Annotated in this window: 26 protein-coding genes; 14 read left to right on the plus strand and 12 right to left on the minus strand. The window is 67.0% G+C overall.

The genetic code is table 11. The features are described from left to right. Window positions 1-32: 32 nt before the first annotated feature. From ACWEFV_RS29045 to ACWEFV_RS29055, 3 genes are read right to left on the minus strand one after another with little or no spacing between them, the layout of a single operon-like run. Window positions 33-1718, minus strand: coding sequence for a cation:proton antiporter (locus tag ACWEFV_RS29045; protein ID WP_135456405.1), 1686 nt, complete (start codon window positions 1716-1718; stop codon window positions 33-35). Window positions 1719-1755: 37 nt separating this feature from the next. After that, window positions 1756-2550, minus strand: coding sequence for an Fpg/Nei family DNA glycosylase (locus tag ACWEFV_RS29050; protein ID WP_450072718.1), 795 nt, complete (start codon window positions 2548-2550; stop codon window positions 1756-1758). A 3-nt stretch (window positions 2551-2553) separates the two neighbouring features. Further along, the gene (locus tag ACWEFV_RS29055) at window positions 2554-3033 is read right to left on the minus strand and encodes a ribose-5-phosphate isomerase (RefSeq protein WP_135456410.1); all 480 of its coding nucleotides are present in this window, start codon (window positions 3031-3033) and stop codon (window positions 2554-2556) included. A 61-nt stretch (window positions 3034-3094) separates the two neighbouring features. On the opposite strand from ACWEFV_RS29055, the gene ACWEFV_RS29060 reads away from it, so the two are divergent. Continuing rightward, the gene (locus tag ACWEFV_RS29060; RefSeq protein WP_450072719.1) at window positions 3095-3682 is read left to right on the plus strand and encodes a hypothetical protein; all 588 of its coding nucleotides are present in this window, start codon (window positions 3095-3097) and stop codon (window positions 3680-3682) included. A gap of 4 nt (window positions 3683-3686) precedes the next feature. Here the strand turns inward: ACWEFV_RS29060 and ACWEFV_RS29065 are convergent, their stop codons facing one another. The 4 genes from ACWEFV_RS29065 to ACWEFV_RS29080 are packed head-to-tail and all read right to left on the minus strand — an operon-like array spanning window position 3687 to window position 7215. Next, complete coding sequence (locus ACWEFV_RS29065) at window positions 3687-4646, minus strand: isopenicillin N synthase family dioxygenase (RefSeq protein ID WP_450072720.1); 960 nt, start codon at window positions 4644-4646, stop codon at window positions 3687-3689. Further along, entirely contained in the window at window positions 4643-5083 is a 441-nt protein-coding gene (locus tag ACWEFV_RS29070) for a nucleoside deaminase (protein ID WP_450072721.1), read from the minus strand. The genes ACWEFV_RS29065 and ACWEFV_RS29070 overlap by 4 nt, the downstream gene beginning before the upstream one ends. Next, entirely contained in the window at window positions 5080-6477 is a 1398-nt protein-coding gene (locus ACWEFV_RS29075) for a purine-cytosine permease family protein (protein ID WP_450072722.1), read from the minus strand. The genes ACWEFV_RS29070 and ACWEFV_RS29075 overlap by 4 nt, the downstream gene beginning before the upstream one ends. Before the next feature lie 60 nt (window positions 6478-6537). After that, window positions 6538-7215 (minus strand): GntR family transcriptional regulator, encoded by a 678-nt coding sequence (locus ACWEFV_RS29080; protein WP_450072723.1) that lies wholly within the window; start codon window positions 7213-7215, stop codon window positions 6538-6540. 201 nt (window positions 7216-7416) lie between these two features. Between ACWEFV_RS29080 and ACWEFV_RS29085 the strand changes: the two genes are divergently transcribed. Genes ACWEFV_RS29085 through ACWEFV_RS29120 form a run of 8 tightly spaced genes read left to right on the plus strand, consistent with a single transcriptional unit; the run spans window position 7417 to window position 14692 of the window. After that, entirely contained in the window at window positions 7417-8232 is an 816-nt protein-coding gene (locus tag ACWEFV_RS29085; RefSeq protein WP_450072724.1) for a substrate-binding periplasmic protein, read from the plus strand. A gap of 33 nt (window positions 8233-8265) precedes the next feature. Further along, window positions 8266-8928, plus strand: a complete 663-nt coding sequence (locus ACWEFV_RS29090) for an amino acid ABC transporter permease (protein ID WP_450072725.1) — start codon at window positions 8266-8268, stop codon at window positions 8926-8928. Beyond that, window positions 8928-9635, plus strand: coding sequence for an amino acid ABC transporter permease (locus tag ACWEFV_RS29095; RefSeq protein WP_450072726.1), 708 nt, complete (start codon window positions 8928-8930; stop codon window positions 9633-9635). Before ACWEFV_RS29090 ends, ACWEFV_RS29095 begins: the two co-directional genes overlap by 1 nt. After that, a complete protein-coding gene (locus tag ACWEFV_RS29100; RefSeq protein WP_450072727.1) occupies window positions 9632-10360 on the plus strand; it encodes an amino acid ABC transporter ATP-binding protein in 729 nt (242 codons plus the stop codon). Before ACWEFV_RS29095 ends, ACWEFV_RS29100 begins: the two co-directional genes overlap by 4 nt. Window position 10361: 1 nt before the next feature. Beyond that, a complete protein-coding gene (locus tag ACWEFV_RS29105; protein ID WP_450072728.1) occupies window positions 10362-11951 on the plus strand; it encodes an N-acyl-D-amino-acid deacylase family protein in 1590 nt (529 codons plus the stop codon). Window positions 11952-11988: 37 nt separating this feature from the next. Then, the gene (locus ACWEFV_RS29110; protein WP_450072729.1) at window positions 11989-13125 is read left to right on the plus strand and encodes a mandelate racemase/muconate lactonizing enzyme family protein; all 1137 of its coding nucleotides are present in this window, start codon (window positions 11989-11991) and stop codon (window positions 13123-13125) included. Continuing rightward, window positions 13122-13736 carry a bifunctional 4-hydroxy-2-oxoglutarate aldolase/2-dehydro-3-deoxy-phosphogluconate aldolase gene (locus ACWEFV_RS29115; protein ID WP_450072730.1) on the plus strand — a complete coding sequence of 205 codons (615 nt, stop codon included), beginning with the start codon at window positions 13122-13124 and terminating at the stop codon, window positions 13734-13736. Before ACWEFV_RS29110 ends, ACWEFV_RS29115 begins: the two co-directional genes overlap by 4 nt. Continuing rightward, complete coding sequence (locus ACWEFV_RS29120) at window positions 13733-14692, plus strand: sugar kinase (RefSeq protein ID WP_450072731.1); 960 nt, start codon at window positions 13733-13735, stop codon at window positions 14690-14692. The genes ACWEFV_RS29115 and ACWEFV_RS29120 overlap by 4 nt, the downstream gene beginning before the upstream one ends. Here ACWEFV_RS29120 and ACWEFV_RS29125 read toward each other — a convergent pair. Continuing rightward, window positions 14689-15321 carry a mycothiol-dependent nitroreductase Rv2466c family protein gene (locus ACWEFV_RS29125; RefSeq protein ID WP_135456441.1) on the minus strand — a complete coding sequence of 211 codons (633 nt, stop codon included), beginning with the start codon at window positions 15319-15321 and terminating at the stop codon, window positions 14689-14691. The two genes, ACWEFV_RS29120 and ACWEFV_RS29125, sit on opposite strands and share 4 nt — an antisense overlap. Window positions 15322-15602: 281 nt before the next feature. Here ACWEFV_RS29125 and ACWEFV_RS29130 point away from each other — a divergent pair, with 281 nt between their 5' ends. The 3 genes from ACWEFV_RS29130 (at window position 15603) to ACWEFV_RS29140 (ending at window position 19043) form a co-directional block, all read left to right on the plus strand. Beyond that, window positions 15603-16007, plus strand: coding sequence for a DUF732 domain-containing protein (locus ACWEFV_RS29130; protein ID WP_135456442.1), 405 nt, complete (start codon window positions 15603-15605; stop codon window positions 16005-16007). 38 nt (window positions 16008-16045) lie between these two features. Beyond that, window positions 16046-18631: an aminopeptidase N gene (pepN, locus tag ACWEFV_RS29135; RefSeq protein WP_450072732.1), complete on the plus strand. Its 2586-nt coding sequence runs from the start codon at window positions 16046-16048 to the stop codon at window positions 18629-18631. A gap of 70 nt (window positions 18632-18701) precedes the next feature. Next, window positions 18702-19043, plus strand: a complete 342-nt coding sequence (locus ACWEFV_RS29140) for an HNH endonuclease (RefSeq protein WP_450072733.1) — start codon at window positions 18702-18704, stop codon at window positions 19041-19043. Between the two features lie 77 nt (window positions 19044-19120). On the opposite strand, the gene ACWEFV_RS29145 is transcribed toward ACWEFV_RS29140, so the two are convergent. From ACWEFV_RS29145 to ACWEFV_RS29155, 3 genes are read right to left on the minus strand one after another with little or no spacing between them, the layout of a single operon-like run. Further along, on the minus strand, window positions 19121-19591 hold the full coding sequence (locus tag ACWEFV_RS29145) for a DUF5130 domain-containing protein (protein WP_450072734.1): 471 nt from the start codon (window positions 19589-19591) through the stop codon (window positions 19121-19123). Beyond that, window positions 19578-19811, minus strand: coding sequence for an aa3-type cytochrome oxidase subunit CtaJ (gene ctaJ, locus ACWEFV_RS29150; protein WP_135456450.1), 234 nt, complete (start codon window positions 19809-19811; stop codon window positions 19578-19580). Before ctaJ ends, ACWEFV_RS29145 begins: the two co-directional genes overlap by 14 nt. 59 nt (window positions 19812-19870) lie before the next feature. Further along, window positions 19871-20515 (minus strand): HNH endonuclease, encoded by a 645-nt coding sequence (locus tag ACWEFV_RS29155; RefSeq protein WP_167857910.1) that lies wholly within the window; start codon window positions 20513-20515, stop codon window positions 19871-19873. Window positions 20516-20677: 162 nt separating this feature from the next. Between ACWEFV_RS29155 and ACWEFV_RS29160 the strand changes: the two genes are divergently transcribed. Together ACWEFV_RS29160 and ACWEFV_RS29165 are read left to right on the plus strand one after the other, a co-directional pair. After that, window positions 20678-21064: a globin gene (locus ACWEFV_RS29160; protein ID WP_167858160.1), complete on the plus strand. Its 387-nt coding sequence runs from the start codon at window positions 20678-20680 to the stop codon at window positions 21062-21064. Window position 21065: 1 nt separating this feature from the next. Beyond that, the gene (locus ACWEFV_RS29165) at window positions 21066-22613 is read left to right on the plus strand and encodes a glycoside hydrolase family 13 protein (RefSeq protein ID WP_450072735.1); all 1548 of its coding nucleotides are present in this window, start codon (window positions 21066-21068) and stop codon (window positions 22611-22613) included. A 10-nt stretch (window positions 22614-22623) separates the two neighbouring features. Here the strand turns inward: ACWEFV_RS29165 and ACWEFV_RS29170 are convergent, their stop codons facing one another. Beyond that, complete coding sequence (locus ACWEFV_RS29170; RefSeq protein ID WP_450072802.1) at window positions 22624-23130, minus strand: putative immunity protein; 507 nt, start codon at window positions 23128-23130, stop codon at window positions 22624-22626. Between the last annotated feature and the right edge of the window lie 7 nt (window positions 23131-23137).

A 23137-nucleotide genomic window follows, 5' to 3' on the forward strand; every position in this document is an offset into this window, starting at 1 on the left:
AGGGCAAGGTCAAGCCGAAACCCGACACAAATCTAGAGGCGGCTCTCCAGACGCGCCGACACACCAGCCTCCTGTAGGTCCAGACGCTCCAGCATGGCTCGCACCGCCTCGTCCTCGATGCGACCTTCGTCACGCTCGGTGATGAGCGCACCGCGTTGCGCGGCAAGCACATCGCGGTAGAGGCCCGAGAACACCGCGGCCCGTTTGGTGAGCGCCTCGGGATCGGGCATTTCGTCCGCGTCCTGTGAATGCCGGGCGATGACCGCGCGGATCTCGGTCACCACACGGGGATCCAGACCTTCTGGAGGATCCACCTCGAACGCGTCGAGCACCTCGTCGGCCGCATCGTGCACCACGCGCTCGGCCTTGAGTTCTTCTTCCCGGTCGGCGGCGTGATCGTCGCAGAACCGGGACAGGTTCAGCCGGCGGATCAACAGGGGCAGGGTCCAACCCTGGATCAGCAACGTGCCAACACTCACCGCGAACGCGATGGCCTGGATGGTGGCGCGCTCCGGGAAGGGTTCGCCCGCAGCTGTGGTGACCGGGATCGCGGCGGCCGCAGCCAATGTCACCACGCCCCGCATCCCGGTCCAGGACACGACGACGTTCTCTCGCCAGCTCAGTGAGCGGCGGTCGATGATCCGGCGCCACCGCGCCTCAGGCTTTCGCTCACGCCGGCCGAGGGCGCCGCGGGCGCCGTCGGGCACCGGCACGCTGAACTTGCTCTCCACGTGCCGTGACAGCTTGTTCCGGCCGAACATCAAGAACACCGACAGCGGGCGGATCACCAGCACGATCAGCAACACGATCACCGAGGCGACGGCGACGACGGTCAGCGACTCGTGGGCTTCGTTGAGGTCCTGCAGCACGAACCTCAGATGCAACCCGATGTAGGCGAATACGAACGCCTCGAGCAGAACGTCCACCGAATTCCAGACGTAGCGCTCCTGCAGTCGGGTCTGGTACCCCGCACCCATCGCACCGTTGCCGACCACGAAGCCGGCGACCACCACCGCCAGCACACCGGAGGCGTGCAGTTCCTCGGCGGTGATGAAGGCCGCGAACGGAACCACCAGGCCCTGCACCGTTTCCAGGCCAGGGTTGTCCAGGTGCTTTCGAATCCACAGCGTCACGTAGCCCAGCAGTGCCCCGACCACCGGGCCGACCGTGGCGCTGTATCCGAACAGCAGGAAGGGGTTCTCGATGAAGGTGTGGCTGCCCGCCACCTGGGCCACCGCGATGGAGAACAGGGTCAGCGCCGCCGCGTCGTTGATCAAACTCTCGCCGGTGAGGATCGCCATCACCCGTTTTGGCAGGCCGAGCTTGCGGCCCACCGCGACGGCCGTGACGGCGTCCGGCGGCGCGACGATCGCGCCGAGCACGAGGGCCAGCCCGAAGGTCAGCGGCACCAGCACCAGCCAGGACGACACCGCGGCCACCGTGAAAGCCGTCACCACGACCAGCCCGACACCAAGGCCGAGGATCGGGCGGATGTTGCGGAAGAACGTCGGGAAGGAGAAGTCCAGGGCTGCCGAGTACAGCAGCGGCGGCAGCACCACCGTCAGCAGAATGTGCGAATCCAGCTCGGGGGGTTCGAACCCCGGAAGGAACGACACCGCGCTGCCGATCACCACGATGATCAGGGCGGGTTCCATCCCACGGCGGTGCGCGATTGCTGTGACGAGGATGGCTCCGACGACGACGAGGATCAATTCCACCCGGGAATCGTCCCGTGCCCGCGCCGGCGCCGCGCGCTCACACCTGGCAGTCGGGGCACCAGAAGAGGTTGCGGCCCTCCAGTTCCGCGGTGCGCGCTCCTGCGCCGCACACCCGGCAGGCCTCCCCCGCCCGGCGATACACGTAGGTGCGGGGCCGGCCCGGACCGTAGGACGGGGCACCGTGATCATGCTCGGGCCGGACGACGACGATCTTGCCCCGACGCACGCCGACCTTCATCAGTTCGACGAGATCGGTCCACATGTCGCTGAATTCGGCCTGCCCCATATGGGTGCCCGGCCGGTACGGATCGATGTGATGACGGAACAGCAGCTCACTGCGGTACACGTTGCCGACCCCGGCAATCACCGACTGGTCCATCAACAACGCACCGATTGACCTGCGCGACTTACTGATTCGTGCCCAGGCCAGGGCGGGATCGGCGTCCTTGCGCAGCGGGTCGGGACCGAGGCGCGCCACCACGTCGGCGATCTCGGGCTCCGCGATCACCTCGCACACAGTGGGGCCACGCAGGTCGGTGCCGTACTCGGCGCCCACGATCCGCATCCGCACCTGGCCGACCGGCAGCCCCAGCGGGACGAGAGCCTCGGTGAACGTGCCGTACAGGCCGAGGTGGATGTGCACGACCCGGCCACCGTCGTAGTGGTGGAACAGGTGCTTGCCCCAGGCGTCGGCCTGTTTGAACACCTGGCCGCTGACCGCGGCGGCACCATCGGCGAATCGGCCCTGCGGGCTGGACACCATCACCGGTGCCCGGCCGAACCGCTTCTGGTGCAGCCGGGCCAGCCGGTGCAGGGTGTGCCCTTCGGGCATGGGTCAGGCGGGCGCGCCGGGAACCGGCGGGGCCACGTGGTCCTTCTCGTACTCGGCCAGGATGTCGATGCGGCGCTGATGGCGCTCGGCTTCCGACCACGGCGTCGACAGGAACGCGTCGACGATGGCCAGCGCCTCCTCCTCTGTGTGCATGCGACCGCCCAGGCCCATCAGCTGCGCGTTGTTGTGCTCGCGGGCCAGCTTGGCAGTCTCGACGCTCCAGGCCAGGGCACAGCGGGCGCCGGGCACCTTGTTCGCGGCGATCTGCTCGCCGTTGCCCGAGCCGCCGAGCACGATACCCAGGCTGCCGGGATCGGCGACTGTCCTGACTGCCGCGTCGATGCAGAACGCCGGGTAGTCGTCATCGGCGTCGTAGCTGTAGGCACCGCAGTCGATCGGCTCGTGGCCGGTCTTCTTGAGGTGCTCGATGATGGTCTGCTTGAACTCGAATCCGGCGTGGTCGGCACCGATGTAAACGCGCATGTCGGTAACCCTAACTGGTCAGTAACGCCGCTTGGCCATAGCGCAGGATGACGGTATGGAGATGACCGGTTGGCTCCGTCGGCGGCGAGACGCGGCACCCTCGACGATCGATGTCGATCAGATCTACCCATACCTGGTTCCCGAGGACTATCCCGACGCGCTGTCGACCGGCGCGCAGTCTCAGCGCCGGATCGGTCATGGGCTCTCGGTGGCTCTGGTGACACCGACGGGCCCGGCTGATGCGCAGATCCTCGGCGCGGTGGGAGCCGCCGGCCTGGCCGGCGCCGGGATCGACCTGGCCACGGCCTACGGCCACGCCGATCGGGCCCTGTCCGCCGCCTTGTCGGCGGGCCAGATCGCGCTGGAGTTCTTCGATCGGGGGCCGTCCGGAGCACCGACCGTTGTCGCGAGCGGAAGTTGGCTGGCAGCAACCACACTGGTGGCTCCCGGGCTCTACGAGCGCATGACCCGGTTTCTCGGCGAGGACATCGTGGCTGCGGCGCCACACCGCGAGCTGCTCTTTCTGTTCGGTGCGGACGCCACCGGGGCGATGGCCGAGATTGTGGCGACCGAACATCGCGGCGCCCGGAAACCGTTGACGACGGGGTTCTACACCCTCGACCCCGCCGGCCCGACGCCCAGGTCGTAGCGCGTCAGCCGATGGTGATGGCGTCCAGGCGTTCCTTGATGAAGGCCGATGACGTCACGGGCTCCAGGCCGCCGATCTTGCCGATGGGGGGTTCCAGCGGCGCGACCAGCGCATCGTGGTTGGCCTCGTAGAAGTAGATCAGCGAGACCAGGTCCTCTTCCGGGGCGTGCGCCTGCGGCGGCAGGACGCGGTGCCGGCCCGAGGGCCAACGGCGGCCACTCCAGTACTCCAGCAGGTCACCGATGTTCACCGTGAGCGATCCCGGCTCCCACGGCGCGTCCTCCCAGCCCTCCTGCTCGGAGTAGACCTGCAGTCCGCCCGCGCCCGGCTCGCGGTCGAGGATGGTCACCGTGCCGAAGTCGGTGTGCGGGCCGATCCGGAACTGGCCCGGCTCTGGCTCCCCCACCACGCTGACCGGCGGATAGTGGTTGATGTTCATGGTCCAGGTCGGCCGATCCGCCAGGGCGACAAAGGGGTTGGCCGCCAGCCCGAGGGCGTGGGCGAACAAGGCCAGCAGGTCGTCGGAGACCTTCCGCATCGCGGCGGTGTACTCGTCGACCAGCGTCTGCAGCGCAGGCACCTCGGCCGGCCACACGTTGGGTGCGAACCAGATCCGGTCCACCTCAGGGTCACCGGTCGCGGTCTCGGCGCCCAGGCTGTAGCTCTCCTTCAGATCGGGCGGGGTCTCGGTGCCCTCGGCGTAGCCGTTGGCCTCAGCGCCCGGCCCGATCCAGCCGTGCCCGCCGACCGGTACCGAGTAGCCCTGCTTGACGTCGTCGGGTAGCGCGAAGAACTCGCGGCTGGCCGCGCGGACCTTGGCCGCCAGGGCGGTGTCCACACCGTGGCCGGTGACGACGATGAAGCCGGCGCGCTGCAGCCCGGCGTCGACCTCGGCGGCGACCGCGTCGGCCTCTGCCCCGCCGGCGTACCACCGGGACATGTCAATCGTTGCTATCGCGCTCATTCGCCGATGTCCTCCGCCCACAGGTCCGGCCGCTCGGCGATGAAGTCCTCCATCATCGCCACGCAGCGTTCATCGTCGAGCAGGGTAACCGCCACCCCGTGCTCGGCCAGCCAGTCATGGCCACCCGTGAAGGTCCGGCTTTCACCGATCACCACCGCGCCGATGTTGAACTGGCGGACCAGGCCGCTGCAGTACCAGCACGGCGAGAGCGTCGTCACCATGATCGTGGACCGGTAGCCGCGCTGGCGCCCGGCGGCCCGGAAGGCGTCCGTCTCGGCGTGGATCGACGGGTCGTCGTTCTGCACGCGACGGTTGTGGCCGGCGCCCAGCAGCGCCCCGTCCGAGCTGAACAAGGCGGCACCGATCGGAATACCGCCTTCGGCCAATCCTTTTCGTGCTTCCTCGACAGCGACGTCGAGCATCTGCTCCGGGGTCATGCCGGCACCATACGTTCCGCGGTGAGCTTTGACCGGCACAACACGAGATAGCACGCACCGGCGATGAGGAAACCGACGAAGAATGTTATGTCACCCAACTGTGGTACCTCGCGTGCGATGTAGCCGACGAACTTCGTCTGGTTGCAGAACAACGTCACCGACACCACCAGACCGATCAGGAACGAGAACAGGCCCGGCCAGTTCGTGTATGACCGGTCGTAGAGGAACTGCGCGACGGGCGCGTCGCCGCGCAGGTACTCGTCGGCGAACACCACCCCGAGCCACGGGCCGATCCAGTACGCGATGATCAACAGGAAAGCCTCGTAGCTTGCGGCAGCGTCGGCCAGCGCCCACCAGGCGATGAGAAATCCGACGATGCCGAAGAACGCGGTCGCCAAGGCCCGGGCGATGTGATGCGGGAGCTTGATCCCGATGGTCACGAAAGCCATTGCACCCGAATAGATGTTGATCGCGTTGGCGGCCACGGCCCCGATCGCGATCGCCAGCAGGGTCAGGCTCGCCAGCCACGGGGCCAACTCCGAGGTGAACGCCGTGGTCGGATTGTCCGAGACCGCGGGGCCGATGGTCACCGACGCCGCGCCCACCGTCTGCAGCAGCATGCACGACACGAACAGTCCTGCGGCAGCGAAGAATCCGGTACGCGGGCCGGCCTCGGACCGGGGCAGGTACCGCGTGTAGTCGGCGGCATACGGAGCCCACCCGGCGACGTAACCGAATGCGGTGCCCACGGTCAGCAGGAAGCCACCCGTGCCACCGACACCACCGGTGACCGCGGGCGCGCCCAGATCCGCCTTGCTCAGGATCACGACCGAGGTGATCGCGAAAATGACCGCGAGCACCGGGAATGCCCACCGTTCGAAGGCCTGCACCAGGTTGTGCCCGAAGATCGCCAGCGCGGTCTGCACCACGACGACGAGCACCAGCGCCAGCACCGGCGCGATGCCGATCAGGGTGGAGAGTGCGAACGCACCGCTGACGCTGTTGGTGGCGAACCACCCGATGCCCGCGGTCACCGTCATCAGCAGTGAGGGCACGGCATTGCCCTTGAAGCCGAACGCCAGCCGGCCCAGCACCATCTGCGGGACGCCGTGCAAAGGCCCACGCTTGGACAGGAAGTAGTGCGCCAGCGCCCCTAGACCCGTGCCGATCGCCAGGCCGGCCACCGCCTGCCAGAACGTCATGCCGTAGACGGACACCGCCAGCACGCCCAGGAAGATCGTGGCGAACTCCAGGTTCGGCGAGGTCCAGGTCCAGAACAACTGGCTGGGCTTGCCGTGCCGATCGGCCTCGGCGATGTGCTCGTTACCGCCCGGCTCGACAGCTGCGATCCGGTCGCGGTAGGAACCGTCTGTACTGGGCTCAGCCGCTGTCATGCGTACACCGTGGCGTGAACCGTGGCCCAACGCAAGCTGAACGCGGAGATTGGTTGGCGTTCAGTCGGGCTCGGCGACGGAAAGCAACTCGCGGGCGCTGGCGACGATGTGGGCATGGAGCGCTGAGCGGCGCACGTCCGGCCCGCCGGTCTTGATCGCGTGCAGTAGAGCGCGGTGCTCTTCGGGGATCGCGAACGGGCTGTCGTGGCGCCTGGCGAGCCGGTGGATCTGCATCCGGATGCGCGGTTGCACACTGGCCCACAGTTGCATCGCGTGTTCAGAGTGAGCGCTCTTGACGATCGTCTCGTGAAACAGCACGTCGAGTTCGTTGAGCAGATCCAGGTTGTCGGCCGCCGCGGCATCGTCCATGAGCGCCACCAGCCGCTGCAGCTCGGCCAGCACGGCTGGATCGAGGCTTGCCTTCTCCACGGCGAACTGCTCGATGGACAACCGCACCGGAAGCAACACCCCCAGCAGTTCGTCGGCGCTCACCGTCGCCACGAATGCCCCGCGGTTGGGGATGTGATGCACCAAGCCTTCACTTTCCAGCTGCCGCAGGGCTTCGCGCACGGGACCGGGGCTGGTGCTCAGGTGTGCGGCCAGCACATCTTGCTTGAGCTGCGCACCGGGTGCCAGGCCGCCTTTCACAATCTGCTCGCGCAGCCAGTCCGCGATCTGATGCCGTCGCGACGCGGGCAACGGGGCGACTGCGGCCAGTGGTTCCAGCGCCTCCGTCAATGGTCGTTCTCCTTCACAAAAGGTCGCCAGGGTTGCCCAGTGGCGTCAATCCTATGCAGCTGTCTGCACCCATTCCGGCGCAGACACTGCCGCCTGCCACTGTTGCGTAGATTACAGATTATAGATAATCTCTGATTTATCCAAACGGGGCGCGACGGTTACGGGCCTCGACCTGAAAAATCTTCTGAACAAAGGACATTCATGCGTAGAGCCCTCCGCGCCGTGTTCGTCGCCCTTGCCGCCACCACTGCGCTGGTGCTGGCCGGCTGTACGTCGTCGGGTCAGACCGGCACCACCCAGAGCAGCGTCCTGACCAAGGTGCTGACCTCCAAGAAGATCACCATCGGTGTCTTCGCGGATGCCCCTCCGTATGGCGTGATGAACGGCTCCGGCGATTACGAAGGCTTCGACATCGACAAGGCCAGAGCACTCGCGGACTCACTCGGCGTCAGCGTGGAATTCGTCAGCGCCACCAATGCGAGCCGAATTCCCATGCTGGAGACCGGAAAAGCCGACGTCATCATCGCCGCGCTGACCAACCTCGACGAGCGGGCCCAGGTGGTCGCGCTCACCCGGCCGTATGCGTCAGAGGGACAGCTGGTCGTGGTGCCCGCGGACAGTTCGATTCGGCGCTATGACGACCTTGCCGGCCGCACCGTGGCCTCGACCCGCGGCAGTGTGCCCGCCACCATCTTGGAAGCCGAGTTCCCGCAGGCCAAGCCCAGCCTGTTCGAAGCCGTCGCCGACTCCATCCAAGCCCTGCGCAGCGGAAAGGTGGACGCACTGATGGAGAGCACCGCGGTGGTCGCCGGCGTCCGCGCGAGCCAGGGTGATGCGGTACGGGTGCTCGATGCGCCCCCACTGGCGCCCTCGTTCGTGTCCTTCGGCATCAAGATGGGCGACCAGCTCTGGCTCAACTACCTGAACAACTTCATCATGAACTACAACATCAGCAGGGCCGCCGATGAGTCCTACAACAAGTGGCTCGGCATGGACGTCCCCGCGCTCATCAAGTAACTCGCTGCATCCCAACATTTCTCAGGACAACACATGCAGCTCTACTACGGGGACCTGATCCCCTATCTCGTTCCACTGCTCAAAGGCCTCGCGGTCAGCATCGGCGTGAGCCTGGTCGCGGCGGTAGTCGGCGGCGCATTCGGAATCCTGCTGTACTCCGGGCGCACATCCAAGGTGAGCATCTGGCGCATCGCGTCATCGACCTACATCGAGGTCATCCGCAACACCCCGTTGCTGTTGCAGCTCTACCTCGTCTACTTCGCACTGCCGCAGGCCGGTGTGAACCTCGACCCGGTCGCCGCGGGCATCCTCGCACTCAGTATCAACAACGCGGCGTACATGGCCGAGATCTTCCGCGCTGGCTTTCAATCCGTGCCAGCCGGCCTGCGCGAAGCGGGCGCGGCACTCGGGCTCAGTCCGCGCGACACCTTCTGGCGGGTGCTATTCCCACCGGCGATGCGCAATGTCCTGCCGGCCATTACCAATCAGACCATTCTGCTGTTCCTCGCCTCGTCGATCACGTCGGTCGTATCCCTGCCCGACCTGATGCACGTGATGATGGGAATCACCTCGACCACGTTCCGCACCATCGAGGCGTTCACCGTCGGCGGCCTGCTCTACTTCGCGGTCGCGTTCCTCATCGCGAGCCTGTCGCGAATCGTCGAAACCTGGTCCATCAAGTGGAAGGTGGCGTGATGTTCGAAGGACTCGGCACCCAACATCTCTCGCTGATCTGGCACGGGGCCCTCGTGACTCTCCAGATATGCACACTGTCAGTGCTTTTCGGCGGCGCACTCGGAATCGTCATCGGCCTGATGTCCACCGGGACAATCCGCGCCCTGCGGTGGGTGGCCGCTCTCTACGTCGCGTTGATCCGCGGCATCCCGGCGTTGCTGATCATCTTCTTCGTCTACTTCGGTATACCGCTGATGGCCCCGGGCAGCAGCCTCTCGGAGTACTGGGCCGCGGTGATCGCGCTGTCGGTGTTCGCGTCGGCCTACATCGGCGAGCTCGTGCGCGGCAGCATCCAGGCCGTCCCCCGCGGACAGTTCGAGGCCGCCGACGCACTCGGGCTGTCCTACACCCATCGCATGCGCTGGGTCATCCTGCCGCAGGCCGCGCGGGTGATCGTGCCACCCTGTGTCGGTTTCCTGGTGGTGCTGATCAAAGACAGCTCGCTGGTCGCAGTCATCGGTCTCATCGAACTGACCCGCGCGGGCAACGTGGTCAGCTCGCTGACGGCCGATCCGATCACCACGTACCTCATCGTCGGTGCCGGCTACTTCGTCATCTGCTACGCGCTTTCGTCGCTGGGCCGCCGATACGAACAAAGGCTCGGCGTTCACGTCAAGGCACCCGATGTCGGCGACACCCTCACCCTCACTACAGGAGCGAACAAATGATCGAGGTCGACGGACTACGGCTGAGCTTCGGCGACACCGAAGTGCTGCACGGCGTTTCGTGCCGGGTGGCCGAGCGTGAAGTGGTGTGCATCATCGGCGCGTCGGGCTCGGGCAAGAGCACGCTGCTGCGCTGCATGAACGGTTTGGAACGGCCGTCGCACGGCACGATCGTGATCAACGAACACACGCTAGGGCCCCAGGAGAAGACCGCCGACCTTGCTGTGGTACGCCGCGACGTCGGCATGGTGTTCCAGCATTTCAACCTCTTTCCGCACATGACCGTCATCGAGAACATTGTGCTGGCGCCGCGGCGGGTACTGGGTCGCACCAGGAGCGAGGCCGAGGAACGGGCCCGCACCCTACTGGGGCGAGTTGGTCTGGCAGACAAGGCCGACGTCTATCCCGATTCGCTGTCGGGCGGCCAGAAACAACGCGTGGCCATCGCCCGTGCGCTGGCCATGGATCCAAAGATCATGCTGTTCGACGAGCCCACGTCAGCGCTGGACCCCGAGATCGTCGGCGAGGTGCTGGCGGTGATGAAAGACCTTGCCGCCGAGGGCATGACGATGGTCGTGGTGACCCACGAGATGGGCTTTGCCCGCGAGGTCTCCGACCGGGTGATCTACATGGACAAGGGCACCATCGTCGAAACCGCCAGCCCGACATCGATGTTCACCTGCCCGCAGGAGACCCGCACGCGGGAGTTCCTGAGCAAGGTGCTCTGAGATGCCGGTACTGGACTACTTGCTGACGGGCGCAGAAATCGTCGACGGTACCGGGACGCCCGCGCGACGAGCCGATGTCGGTCTGCGCGGGAACCGCATCGCATTCGTCGGGTTGTCGCCCGACGTCCGAGCGGTCACCACCCTCGACTGCACCGGCATGACCATCACCCCCGGGCTGATCGATCCGCACAGCCACAGCGACTGGTCAGTGCTGGGCAATCCCGACGCGTTCAGCACGATCCACCAGGGCGTCACCACCGAGGTGGTCGGCAACTGTGGCGTCACCTATGCCCCGATCGAAGAGGACGATGTCGACACGACCGCAAGTGCCCTGCGCGCCATGGGCTACGACGGTCCGGTCGACTGGCGCAGCTTCGGCGAGCTCGTGCAGCGGGTGCACTCGGGTCCGACAGCGCAGAACCTCATGTGGTTCGTGGGGCACACTGCGATTCGCCGCGCCGCGCGGTCATCCACCGACCAACTGCGCGCGCAGATACGCCTGCTCGAGGAAGCGATGGAGGCCGGCGCGATCGGCTTCTCCAGCGGACTGGAGTACGGCTCAGGACGCTTCGCGGCCACCGAGGAACTCGTGACGCTCGCCCAGGCGGCAGGCCGGCGTGACGGCATGTATGCCAGCCACATCCGAAACCGCGACGCCGATCTCGACAGCGCCGTGGACGAGTTCTTCGCCGTCGTCGACGGAGGGCAGGTGCGGGCTCAACTTTCGCACCTGAACGTGCGTCATGACACCGGCGCCGAATCCGGCGCCTGGGAGCGTGCGGCCGAGCGCGTTGTCACCGAACGACAGCGTGGAACCGATGTGTTGGCCGACATGACCCCCTACCCCCACGGTATCGGCATGGCCACCGGGTTACTCCCCGCCTGGTTGGCAGAACGTCCCGGCGCCGAGGCCGCCGAGCTGCTCAAGGACCGGGAAGTTCGGGAGCAAGTGCGCCGGGACAGCGACCGCTACTGGCGGTTCGTCCACCGCGGCCAGTGGCACCGCGTGCGGCTCGGAGTCAGCCCGACCCACCCCGACTGGGAAGGACTGCCCTTCACCGAGATCGCCGAGAAGCGCGGCGCCGACGAATGGGAGTGCCTGTTCGACATCCTCACCGCGGCAGGCGCCGACATGGGCAGTGTGCAGCTGCTCGGCGAATTGTTTACCGCGGGCCACCTCGCCGAGGCAATCGCGCACGACCACTTCCTGCTCGGGGTCGACGCCTTCACCACCTGCCGACACGGCGCCCTCGACGGCCGCACCCGCAATCCGCTCTTCTACCACGGACATACGCACTACCTGACTCACCACGTGCGGACGGGCACCCTGTCGCTGGAGACGGCTATCCACAAGATGACCGGCATGGTCGCCGAACACTTCGGCATGCGCGACCGGGGTGAACTGCGCGAGGGAGCTTTCGCCGATGTCGTCGCGTTCGACCCCGCGATCATCGGCCGCACCGACACCTGGACGTTGCCGCCCCGATATGCCGACGCGGCGCGACATGTCTGGGTGAACGGCGTGCCCGTCGTCACCGACGCCACCCACACGGGCCGCAGGCCCGGACTCATGCTCACCCGCCGGCCGTGACCACACGACCGCATCATCCCGAGGAGCTCCGAAACACATGAAAATCACCGACATTCAGACGTGCGGGCTGCGTGGCGCCACCCCGGAGGGGGGCTGGTCCAACGAGCTGCGGCCCGACGACGTCGTGCACACCCTGGTCGCCGTCCACACCGACAGCGGCCAGGTCGGCCTCGGCAGCGCCTTCACGACCGAAGGTTTGGTCGCCGCCGCCGTGGATGTGCTTGCGCCGCAACTGATCGGTCAGAGCGCAATCGAGGCCGAACGGCTGACGGAGACGCTGCACCAGAGTGCGTTCTGGATGGGCCGCGGCGGCTCCCTCACCCACGCCACCAGCGCCATCGATATCGCGCTGTGGGATCTGGCCGGCCAGGCGCTCGGTCAACCGGTAGGGCGGCTGCTTGGTGGCCGCTACCGGGAGCGGGTGAGGCCCTACGCCTCAGTGCTCATGGACGAGGCGCCAGTTATGACCGAAAACCTTGCTGAACTGGTGGATCAGGGATTCACGGCGTTCAAGATCGGCTGGTGGAAATTCGGCCGCGTGGACAGCAAGACCGACGAGCGTACCGTGGCCGCGGCCCGCGACGCCGTCGACGACCACGTGCTGGCCGTCGACGCCGGTGGTTCTGAGGCGTTCTTCCCTGGCGGGCTGTCGTGGGCCAAGCGCACGGCCGACATGCTGGCCGAGTACGGCATCGCTTGGTTCGAAGAGGCGTTGGCCCCCGACGATGTCAACGGTTTCGTCGAGTTGAGGCGCCATTCCAAGGTGCCCATCAGCGGCGGCGAGGTGCTGACCCGTCGCCAGACGTTCCTGCCATTCCTCGATGCCGGGGCATTCGACATCGTCCAGCCCGACAGCACCAAGGGTGGTGGTTTGAGCGAGTCACGCCGTATCGGGTGGGCCGCCCAGGACCGCGGGGTGCGGCTGATCCCGCACGGTTGGAACACCGCGATCGGGTTGGCCGCCGATCTGCATCTGGCGTCGGCACTGGCGGCGACCGACCTCGTCGAATACAAGACCGGATCGGCCTATATCGACGAACTCGTCAGCGGCGGATGGGATCTCGATAGCGACGGCATGCTCGCGGTGCCAGACGGGCCCGGGCTCGGCGTCACCCTGGACCGAACCGCACTGGAGCGCTACGGCACCCGCCCGACGTTCGCCGACGCCCGATGAACGCGGTGTTCGAGCACCGCGTGATCCCGCTGGCGACCGTACGGGATCCGGGTCACATCGACGCGATCGGCGACGGGCTCGTCGACGGCGGTCTGCCGGTGGTCGAGGTGGCGTTGCGCGGCGAGCACGGCCTCGCCGCGATTCGCCGGCTCGCCGCCCGCGGCGATCTTCTGGTCGGCGCGGGCACCGTCCGCTCGAGCGCGCAAGCCCGCGATGCTATCGATGCGGGCGCGCGATTCGTGGTATCCCCCGGGCTGGACGCGGAAGTGGTGCGATGCGTCGAGCAAGCCGGCCTGGCAGTCATCCCGGGTGTGCTGACGCCAACCGAGGTGGGCGCCGCGGCCCGCCTCGGCCTGCACCGGGTCAAATTGTTTCCGGCCGCCGCCGTCGACACGTCTGCTCTGTTGTCGGCCTACGCGGCGGTGTTCCCGGAGATGATGTTCATGCCGTCAGCCGGTGTCACCACCGTGACCATGCCTGAATTCCTCACTCAGCAGACAGTTTTCGCCGTCAGCGGCAGCTGGATCACCGCCCGGGCCGACGCCGGTGCCGATGCCGTGGCTGACGCGGCCCGCGCAGCGGTCGCGGTTGCGGCACAGGCGCCGCGATGAGCCCGACCTTCGACGTCGTCACCGTCGGCGAAAGCCTCGGCCTGCTTACGGCGCCGCAGTCCGGGCGCCTGCACCACAACCCGACGCTGCAGCTGAGATTCGGCGGTGCCGAGAGCAATGTGGCCATCGGGGTGGCCCGGCTCGGCGGCGCGGCGGCCTGGATCGGCCGGCTCGGCGCGGACAGCCTCGGCGAATTGATTCTGCGTGAACTACGGGCCGAAGGTGTTCATCCGTACCCGGTGCTCGATCACGACGCCGCGACGGCGCTCATGGTCAAAGAACGTCCGCACCCCGGCAGCGCCCGCGTCAGCTATTACCGCCGCGGACAAGCCGGCAGCCGGCTGCGACCGGCCGATGTCCCGATCGCTGTGGTCACTGACACGAGAATCCTTCATGTCACCGGCATTTCGGCCGCGTTGGGTGAGTCCGCCCGATCCGCGGCGCACGCTGCAATCGACGCCGCGACATCGGCGGGCGCATCGGTATCGTTCGACGTCAACCATCGCAGCGCCCTGTGGAGTGACCGGCAGGCGGCAGCGGCGGAGTATCTCGAACTTGCCCGGCGGGCCCACATCGTGTTCGCCGGGGAAGACGAGGCGGAGCTGCTCACCGGAGCCGATTCCCCGCAGCGGCAACTCGACGCTCTGCTGAATCTTGGCATCGGCTGCGCGGTAGTCAAGCGCGGCGCCGACGGGGCGATGGCCGCCACAGCCGAGGTCCGGTATTCGGCTCCGGCCGTCGCTGTCCCGGTTATCGACACCGTCGGTGCCGGAGACGCCTTCGTCGCCGGCTGGCTGGCTGACCTCGCCCGCGGTGCGACGGTGCGCGAGTGCCTCGAGACCGCGCTGGCGTGCGGTGCGTTCGCGTGCACCGGCGAAGGTGACTGGGAGTTGGCTCCAAGCCGCGACGACCTGCGGTGGCTGCGTCGCGGCCCGGTCGATCCGGTTTCGCGCTAGTCGAACTCAGGTGCCTCTGTACGGGAACGCTTGAGCTCCCAGAAATGCGGGTACGACGCGAACGTCACCGACGCGTCCCAGAGCTTGCCGGCCTCTTCACCGCGCGGGATCTTCGAGAGCACCGGGCCGAAGAATGCGACACCGTTGACGTGGATGGTCGGGGTTCCTACGTCCTCACCGACGGCGTCCATGCCGGCGTGGTGGCTCTTGCGCAGCGCCTCGTCGTACTCGTCGGTGGTGGCCGCCTCGGCTAGTTCGGCGGGCAGACCGACCTCGTCGAGTGCCTGCGCGATGACCTGATCGAGGTCTTTGTTGTTCTGGTTGTGAATCCGGAAGCCCATCGCGGTGTAGAGCGGGCCGAGGATCTCCGGCCCCTTGAGTTGCTCGGCGGCGATGGCGACCCGGACCGGGCCCCACGCCTTCTTCATCAGTTCCTGGTAGTTCTCGGGCAGGTCGCGGCCCTCGTTGAGGACGGCGAGGCTCATGACGTGGAACTGCACGTCGATGTCACGGACCTTCTCGACTTCGAGGATCCAGCGCGAGGTGATCCAGCACCACGGGCACAGCGGGTCGAACCAGAAACCGGCGGTGTCTTTTTGGTCTGCGGCCTTCTGATCCTTGGGGGCCATCTATGCGTCCTCTCGATGTGGTTCAGGGCACAACTGCAATCTGCACAACTCTGCACCCGCATTGAGATGTTCCCGATCCGAGTAACTATCCGGGGAGCAATTGCGACAACCTTGGTGACTGGCATGTCCGACATGCATGCTGAAGTCACGGCAGCAGCACAGGAAACGCATAGTGGGCGAACCTTTATGGAAACGTGTTGTTCCTGTGACCCTGGTAAACCACTGTTGCCCAAGTGAGCAGAGCGAAGTAAGGGTTCTGCGTGATAGCTGAGGAGCTCAATATGGCCGCTCGTGCCTTCCTGGCGACAGTCGGTGCCGTCGCCGCCGCCCTCGCGTTTGCAGCCCCTGCGCAAGCCGATCCGGTCCCGGCCCCGTCCGATCCGACCGACAATTCGTTCCTGAACGCCCTGAACAACGCCGGGGTGGGCTACGGCGACCCCAACACCGCTGTCCAGATGGGCCAGGACGTGTGTCCGATGCTGGTCGAGCCGGGCAAGGACTTCGCATCGGTGGCCTCACAGATGCGCGGCGACGGCGGCATGTCCCCACAGATGGCGTCGTTCTTCACCGGAATCGCCATCCAGATGTACTGCCCGCAGATGATGTCGTCGATCGGCGACGGTTCGATCCTGAACAACCTGGGCGCGCTGAACGGACTCGCCGGGATCGCCGGCTTCCCCCAGTAGCCCGGGTCCCGCAGAGGTCCAGCCACTAGGTTGGACGGGTGGCACTTCCCAATCTCACTCGCGAACAGGCCATCGAGCGCGCCGCTCTGGTCACCGTCGACAACTACCGCGTCGTCCTCGACCTCACCGACGGCAACGGCAAACCGGGCGAACGCACCTTCCGGTCCACTACGACTGTGACGTTCGACGCACTCGCCGGCGCCGACACCTTCATCGACCTGGCGGCCGATACCGTCCGCAGTGCGACGCTGAACGGCATCGCACTGGACGTGTCCGGTTACGACGAATCCACGGGCATCGCGCTGCCCGGCCTGGCCGAGCACAACACCCTGGTGGTCGATGCCGACTGCCTGTACTCCAACACCGGCGAGGGCCTGCACCGCTTCGTCGACCCGGTCGACGACGAGGTCTACCTCTACTCGCAGTTCGAGACCGCCGACGCCAAGCGGATGCTCGCCTGCTTCGATCAGCCCGACCTGAAGGCCACGTTCGACGTGCAGGTCACCGCGCCCTCGCATTGGCAGGTGATCTCCAACGGCGCCACCACGAGCGCCGAGCCCGACGGGTCGGGGACCGTGCACACCTTCGCCACCACTCCGAAGATGAGCACCTACCTGGCGGCGTTGATCGCCGGACCGTACGCGGTGTGGCGCGACTCCTACTCCGACTCCCACGGCGAGATCCCGCTGGGCATCTTCTGCCGGGCCTCGCTGGCCGAGTTCATGGACGCCGACCGGCTTTTCACCGAGACCAAGCAGGGTTTCGGCTTCTACCACAAGAACTTCGGCACGCCGTACGCCTTCGGCAAGTACGACCAGCTGTTCGTGCCCGAGTTCAACGCAGGCGCCATGGAGAACGCCGGCGCGGTGACCTTCCTCGAGGATTATGTCTTCCGGTCCAAGGTGACCCGGGCCTCCTACGAGCGTCGCGCCGAGACCGTGCTGCACGAGATGGCGCACATGTGGTTCGGCGATCTGGTCACCATGCAGTGGTGGGATGACCTGTGGCTCAACGAGTCCTTCGCGACGTTCGCGTCGGTGCTGTGCCAGGCCGAGGCCACCGAATACGTCACGGCGTGGACCACTTTCGCCAATGTGGAGAAGTCCTGGGCCTACCGGCAGGATCAGCTGCCCTCGACCCATCCGGTCGCCGCCGACATCCCGGACCTGGCCGCCGTCGAGGTCAACTTCGACGGCATCACCTACGCCAAGGGCGCCTCGGTGCTCAAGCAGCTGGTGGCCTACGTCGGGCTCGAAGAGTTCCTCTCCGGGCTGCGTGACTACTTCCGCGACCACGCCTTCGCGAACGCCACGTTCGGCGATCTGCTGGGTGCGCTGGAGAAGTCCTCGGGACGCGACCTGTCCGGCTGGGGCCAGCAATGGCTCAAGACAACGGGTTTGAACACGTTGCGGGCCGACTTCGATGTGGACGGCTCAGGTGCGTTCACCCGGTTCGCGATCGCCCAGTCGGGTGCGGCCCCGGGAGCCGGCGAGACCCGGGTGCACCGGCTCGCCGTCGGCATTTACGACGACGACGGCTCGGGCAAGCTCGTGCGCGTGCACCGCGAGGAGCTCGACGTCGAAGGCCCGATCACGGAAGTTCCTGCCCTGGTCGGTGTTTCGCGCGGGAAGCTGATCCTGGTCAACGACGACGACCTGACCTACTGCTCGCTGCGGCTCGACCCGGCCTCGCTGTCGACCGTGCTGTCACGGATCGCCGACATCGCCGATCCGCTCCCCCGGACGCTGGCCTGGTCGGCAGCCTGGGAGATGACCCGCGAGGCCGAGATGAAGGCCCGCGACTTCGTCGCCCTGGTGATGAGCGGAGTGCACGCCGAGACCGAGGTCGGTGTCGCGCAGCGGCTGCTGATGCAGGCGCAGACCGCCCTGAGCTCTTACGCCGATCCCGCCTGGGCCACCGAAATCGGCTGGCCGGCTTTCGGGGATGCACTGCTCGATCTGGCGCGAGAGTCCGCGCCGGGTTCCGATCACCAACTCGCGTTCGTGAACGCGCTGTGCACCTCGGTGCTGTCGCCGAACCATGTCGCCGTGCTGTCGACCCTGCTCGACAACGAACCAGCCGCGGTGAACATGACCGGCCTGGTGATCGACACCGATCTGCGCTGGCGGATCGTCACCGCGCTGGCCCGCACCGGCGACGTCGACGCCGACGGGCCCGAGGCGCCGTTCATCGATGCCGAGGCCGAGAACGACCCGACCGCGGCCGGCAAGCGTCAGGCCGCGGCGGCCTCGGCCGCCCGCCCGCAGGACGTGGTGAAGTCCGCGGCGTGGGAGCAGGTCATCGAGGACGACACGCTCGCCAACATCACCACCCGCGCGATCGTCGGCGGATTCGTGCAGCCCGGTCAGTCCGAGTTCCTCGCACCGTTCACGACGCGATACTTCGCGGCGATCTCCGGGGTGTGGGAGCGGCGGTCCAGCGAGGTCGCTCAGACCGTGGTGATCGGGCTGTACCCGTCGTGGGACATCAGCCAGAACGGCCTGGACGCTGCGGACGCGTTCCTGTCCGATCCCGAGGTGCCGCCCGCGCTGCGCCGGCTGGTGATCGAGGGCCGGGCCGGAGTGGAACGTTCCCTGCGCGCTCGCGCCTTCGACGTGAGCTAGTTCCCCACTTGCACCGCGAGCGGGCGTGTCTGCTGCCTGACACGCCCGCTCGCGGTCATACGCTGTGCCGATGGCGGTCAGTCGAACCCGCGCGGCACGGGCTGCCCGCAAACGTAAGCGTCGGATGGACCTCGTGGTCCACGACTTGACCGACGAGCAGTGGGAGGCCATCAAGGCGGCGTGGGGCGGGTGCGCCTACTGCCACAGCCCCACGGGTCCGTTCCAGAAGGACTGTGTGATGGCGATTTCACGGGGCGGGCGCTACACCGTGGACAACGTGGTGCCGGCGTGCGCGTCGTGCAACGCCAGCAAGTGCAACTTCGAGGTCAGCACCTGGATGCGGCGCAAACGGCTCGATGAGCGTGCGTTCTTGACGCGATTTGTGGAGATCCGCACTGAGCTGGTGGGTTAACCGACCCCACAAATGCAGCGAGCGTGCGTGATTGTCGACAGACAACCACGCACGCTCACGGTGCCAGGTACGAAAAATCAGGCGGGAGAAACGCCGGCCGACAGCACGCGCACGGCGCTGATCAGACCGTCGATCAAGTTGCCTTCCTTGAATGAGGCGGCAGCTGCCGAGACGCCCAGCGGGGCGGCCTCTTCGATGCCACGGCCCTTGACGTCGGCGCCGTAGACCACCTCGATGGCGTGCTGGTCGGGTGAGACCGCGAGCAGCACCGCGTTGTTGGGGGTGGGCACCTTGGCCAGGATCTCGCGTGCCGTGGCGGCGGTGTCCGCGCCGAGGTCACCGATGTAGACGGCGAACCGGGCCTTGGCAGCGCGGGAGCCGTACTTCAGCGCGTCGTCGAGGACGACGAGGTCCATCGTCGGGAAGGGGTAGTGCACCGACAGCTCACCGGGCTCGGTGACCCCGGAGATCCGGCCGCTGTAGGTCAGGGCGTAGCCGTACGGCAGGTCGACGTCCTTCGTCGCGGTCGCAATTTCACCACTTGCCACTTGCGCCGCCTCCGATCGTCACACCGTGTGAATCATGCCCGCCGTGTCCGTGATCCTGCGGCTCCTCGGCGGCCCACAGAATGGGCTCGTGGGTCCACGGATCGGACATCTTGTAGGTAGCCGGATGCGGTCCCTTTTGGGGCAGGTAGATCAACGCAAGGACCACGAACAACACCAGCGGAACCCCTCCGAGGAGGGAATGGGTAAGTGCTGTGCTCACGCGCAAACCGTATCAGCCGCAATGCGACGATGCGCCGAGAGTGCCCAGCAAGTCGGGCATCAGGCCGCGCCCTCGCCCAGATAGCGCACCCAGGCCGGGTCGAGCTCCTTGATCGTCGACAACAGCCTCCAGTGCTGCCCCTTCGGCGGCATCGGCACGCACCGCAGTGACCAGCCGAGTTCGGCCAGCAGACGGTCGGCCTTGCGGTGGTTGCACGGCGCGCACGCCGCCACACAGTTCTCCCACGAGTGCTCGCCACCGCGGCTACGCGGGATCACATGGTCGACGGTGTCGGCCCGGCCGCCGCAGTACGCGCAGCGGAATCGGTCACGGTGCATGAGCGCCGCCCGGGTCATCGGGATGCGGGCCCGGTAGGGCACCCGCACGAAGGTGCGCAGCCGGATCACCGAGGGCACCACGATGGTCCGGGTGGCCGAGTGGATGACCGGCCCCGACGGGTCGTCGTGCACGACGTCGGCCTTGCCACACATCACCATGATCACCGCGCGCCGCAGTGGCAGCGCGGTCAGCGGTTCGTAGGTGGAGTTGAGCAGCAGCACCCGGCGACGCCCCCACAGGGAGGCGTCAGGGTTGGTCGTCGGCAGTGCCTCGACGCTGTGCAGGGGGCGATTTGGCACATGGGGTCCCGATGGGCCGGGAATGTGGCCGGTCCGTCGCATATGGCTTTTTTTGCTGTGCGCCATGGAGCCTCCGAGGAGACAGTCCACCATGGATCCTGCGGATACGCACGAAAATTCTTTGTGTGTTCGCAGGTCAGTCCAATGAACACCAGGTGACCACGGTGCCGTGACCGGCGCCGACGTGCCGTCAGGCCACAATGGACCACAATGAACGACGTGACGCAGGTGCAGCGATCTTTCTACGACGAAGTCGGTGGGCACGAGACTTTCGCGACGATCGTGTCGCGGTTCTACCAACTGGTGCGCGAGGACGAGATCCTGCTGCCGTTGTATCCCGAGGACGACATCGACGGCGCCGAAGAGCGGCTGCGGATGTTCCTCGAGCAGTACTGGGGCGGGCCGCGGACCTACTCCGATCAGCGCGGCCACCCCCGGCTGCGGATGCGGCACGCCCCGTTCCGGATCGGGTACCTCGAGCGGGACGCCTGGTTGCGCTGCATGCACACCGCGGTGGCCTCGATCGACTCGGCGACGCTGGACGAGCCGCACCGGCGCGCGTTGCTGGACTATCTGAACATGGCCGCAGATTCGATGGTGAACTCGGCGTTCTGACATGCGCCGGTGGTGGGTAGACGCGGTTTTCTACCAGGTCTATCCCCGCTCATTCGCCGACAGCAATGGCGATGGGGTCGGTGACCTCGACGGGGTGAGCGCCGGGCTGGACTATCTGGCGGCGCTCGGCGTCGACGCCCTGTGGCTCAACCCGGTGATGGTGTCGCCGATGGCCGACCACGGCTATGACGTCGCCGACCCGCGCGACGTCGACCCGCTGTTCGGCGGTATCGACGCCCTGGACCGTTTGCTCGACGCCGCTCATGCCCGCGGGATCCGGGTCACCATGGACCTGGTGCCCAACCACACCAGTTCGGCGCACCCGTGGTTCGTCCAGGCTCTGGCCGATCCGCGCCGTCGCGACCGCTACATCTTCCGGGACGGCCGCGGCCCACACGGTGACGCGCCGCCCAACAACTGGGTGTCGGTGTTCGGCGGCCCGGCATGGACCCGCGTCACCGAACCCGACGGCGCACCGGGCCAGTGGTATCTGCACCTGTTCGACCCCGCCCAGCCCGACCTGAACTGGAACCACCCCGCGGTGTTCGAGGATCTGGAGAAGACGCTGCGGTTCTGGCTCGACCGCGGGGTCGACGGGTTCCGTATCGATGTGGCCCATGGCATGGCCAAGCCACCCGAGCTGCCCGACATGGCGGTCACCGACACCGCGCTGCTCCGAAACAGTGACGACGACCCGCGGTTCGACAACGACAGCGTGCACGACATCCACCGCTTCATCCGCACGGTGCTCGACGACTATCCCGACGCCGTGGCGGTCGGCGAGGTCTGGGTGCACGGCAACGAGCGCTTCGCCAAGTACCTGCGCCCCGACGAGCTGCACCTGGGCTTCAATTTCCGTCTGGTGCAAGCCGATTTCGACGCCCGCGAAGTCCACGACGCGATCGACAACGCGATCACCGCGGCCGACCTCGCCGGGGCGACACCGACGTGGACGCTGTCCAACCACGACGTGGAACGTGAGGTCACCCGCTACGGCGGCGGTGCCCGAGGGTTGGCGCGGGCACGGGCGATGGCCCTGGTGATGCTGGCACTGCCGGGTGCGGTGTTCGTCTACAACGGCGAGGAACTCGGGCTGCCCAATGTCGATCTGCCCGACGAGGTGCTCCAGGATCCGGTGTGGGAGCGCTCGGGTCACACCGAACGCGGACGTGACGGGTGCCGGGTCCCGATGCCGTGGTCGGGCGATGCCCCACCGTTCGGGTTTTCGTCGGACTCCGATACCTGGTTGCCGATGCCCGCCGAGTGGGCACCGTTGACGGTGCAGCGTCAGCAGGCCGATCCGTCGTCGACGCTGCAGTTCTACCGGCGGGCCATCCAATTACGCTCCAGCCGTGACGAATTCACCGGCGACCGGATCGAGCTGAACAGCGCAGGCGACGTTCTGACGCTGCGGCGCGAAAGTGGCCTGGTGTGTGTCCTCAACACGGGTGCCGAGCCGGTGCCGTTGCCGCCCGGCGAGGTGCTGCTGAGCAGTGGTGAGCCGGCGGATGATCTGCTGCCCGCCGACACCGCCGCCTGGCTGATCTGAAGGTGGGCCGTCAGCGCTGCGCCCTCAGGGCATCGTCCAAGGTCGTCATCAGCTGGGCCACCCGGCTTTTGCCGGTCGGCGCGGGCGGATAGCGACGGAGAACGTCGATCAACACCGGTGAGGCACGCTGCCGAACTCGCTGCAGCACCATGTCGGCCGCCGCGGGATCACCGTCGCCATTGATCTCGGCGATGCGGGCCGCGCTCGCCGCGGCCCGTAGGATGTGGCCGACCTGATGGGCTTTCGCGATCGGATGCAGGTAGGCCGCTGAGGCGGCGTCACCGGCCGCCTGCGCCGCCAGACGTGCGGCTTCGGTGCCGGCACCCTTCGCTGCCCGGTGGGCGTCCAGCGAGGCGACCCGCTGCGCCTGGGATCTGGGCGCACCGTCGACGAACCGCCACGCGGCGGTGATGGCGGCTCGCGGCCGACGGTCATCGGGATGGACACCCTCGAATACGCCGAGGACCTCTTCCGCCGTCTCCGTCACGTATCGAGCGACGACCCGCAGCTCGTCCATGGTCAGC

It is taken from the genome of Mycobacterium sp. NPDC004974 (assembly GCF_053600815.1).

Coding starts and splice junctions, on each gene's coding strand:
- ACWEFV_RS29170 (WP_450072802.1), bottom strand. CDS start 23,130: ATGGACGAGCTGCGGGTCGTCGCTCGATACGTGACGGAGACGGCGGAA.
- ACWEFV_RS29070 (WP_450072721.1), bottom strand. CDS start 5,083: ATGACCCCGGAGCAGATGCTCGACGTCGCTGTCGAGGAAGCACGAAAA.
- ACWEFV_RS29065 (WP_450072720.1), bottom strand. CDS start 4,646: ATGAGCGCGATAGCAACGATTGACATGTCCCGGTGGTACGCCGGCGGG.
- ACWEFV_RS29060 (WP_450072719.1), top strand. CDS start 3,095: ATGACCGGTTGGCTCCGTCGGCGGCGAGACGCGGCACCCTCGACGATC.
- ACWEFV_RS29105 (WP_450072728.1), top strand. CDS start 10,362: ATGCCGGTACTGGACTACTTGCTGACGGGCGCAGAAATCGTCGACGGT.
- ACWEFV_RS29095 (WP_450072726.1), top strand. CDS start 8,928: ATGTTCGAAGGACTCGGCACCCAACATCTCTCGCTGATCTGGCACGGG.
- ACWEFV_RS29100 (WP_450072727.1), top strand. CDS start 9,632: ATGATCGAGGTCGACGGACTACGGCTGAGCTTCGGCGACACCGAAGTG.
- ACWEFV_RS29165 (WP_450072735.1), top strand. CDS start 21,066: ATGCGCCGGTGGTGGGTAGACGCGGTTTTCTACCAGGTCTATCCCCGC.
- ACWEFV_RS29155 (WP_167857910.1), bottom strand. CDS start 20,515: ATGGCGCACAGCAAAAAAAGCCATATGCGACGGACCGGCCACATTCCC.
- ACWEFV_RS29125 (WP_135456441.1), bottom strand. CDS start 15,321: ATGGCCCCCAAGGATCAGAAGGCCGCAGACCAAAAAGACACCGCCGGT.
- ACWEFV_RS29090 (WP_450072725.1), top strand. CDS start 8,266: ATGCAGCTCTACTACGGGGACCTGATCCCCTATCTCGTTCCACTGCTC.
- ACWEFV_RS29120 (WP_450072731.1), top strand. CDS start 13,733: ATGAGCCCGACCTTCGACGTCGTCACCGTCGGCGAAAGCCTCGGCCTG.
- ACWEFV_RS29130 (WP_135456442.1), top strand. CDS start 15,603: ATGGCCGCTCGTGCCTTCCTGGCGACAGTCGGTGCCGTCGCCGCCGCC.
- ACWEFV_RS29050 (WP_450072718.1), bottom strand. CDS start 2,550: ATGCCCGAAGGGCACACCCTGCACCGGCTGGCCCGGCTGCACCAGAAG.
- ACWEFV_RS29075 (WP_450072722.1), bottom strand. CDS start 6,477: ATGACAGCGGCTGAGCCCAGTACAGACGGTTCCTACCGCGACCGGATC.
- ACWEFV_RS29110 (WP_450072729.1), top strand. CDS start 11,989: ATGAAAATCACCGACATTCAGACGTGCGGGCTGCGTGGCGCCACCCCG.
- ACWEFV_RS29115 (WP_450072730.1), top strand. CDS start 13,122: ATGAACGCGGTGTTCGAGCACCGCGTGATCCCGCTGGCGACCGTACGG.
- ACWEFV_RS29055 (WP_135456410.1), bottom strand. CDS start 3,033: ATGCGCGTTTACATCGGTGCCGACCACGCCGGATTCGAGTTCAAGCAG.
- ACWEFV_RS29140 (WP_450072733.1), top strand. CDS start 18,702: ATGGCGGTCAGTCGAACCCGCGCGGCACGGGCTGCCCGCAAACGTAAG.
- ACWEFV_RS29085 (WP_450072724.1), top strand. CDS start 7,417: ATGCGTAGAGCCCTCCGCGCCGTGTTCGTCGCCCTTGCCGCCACCACT.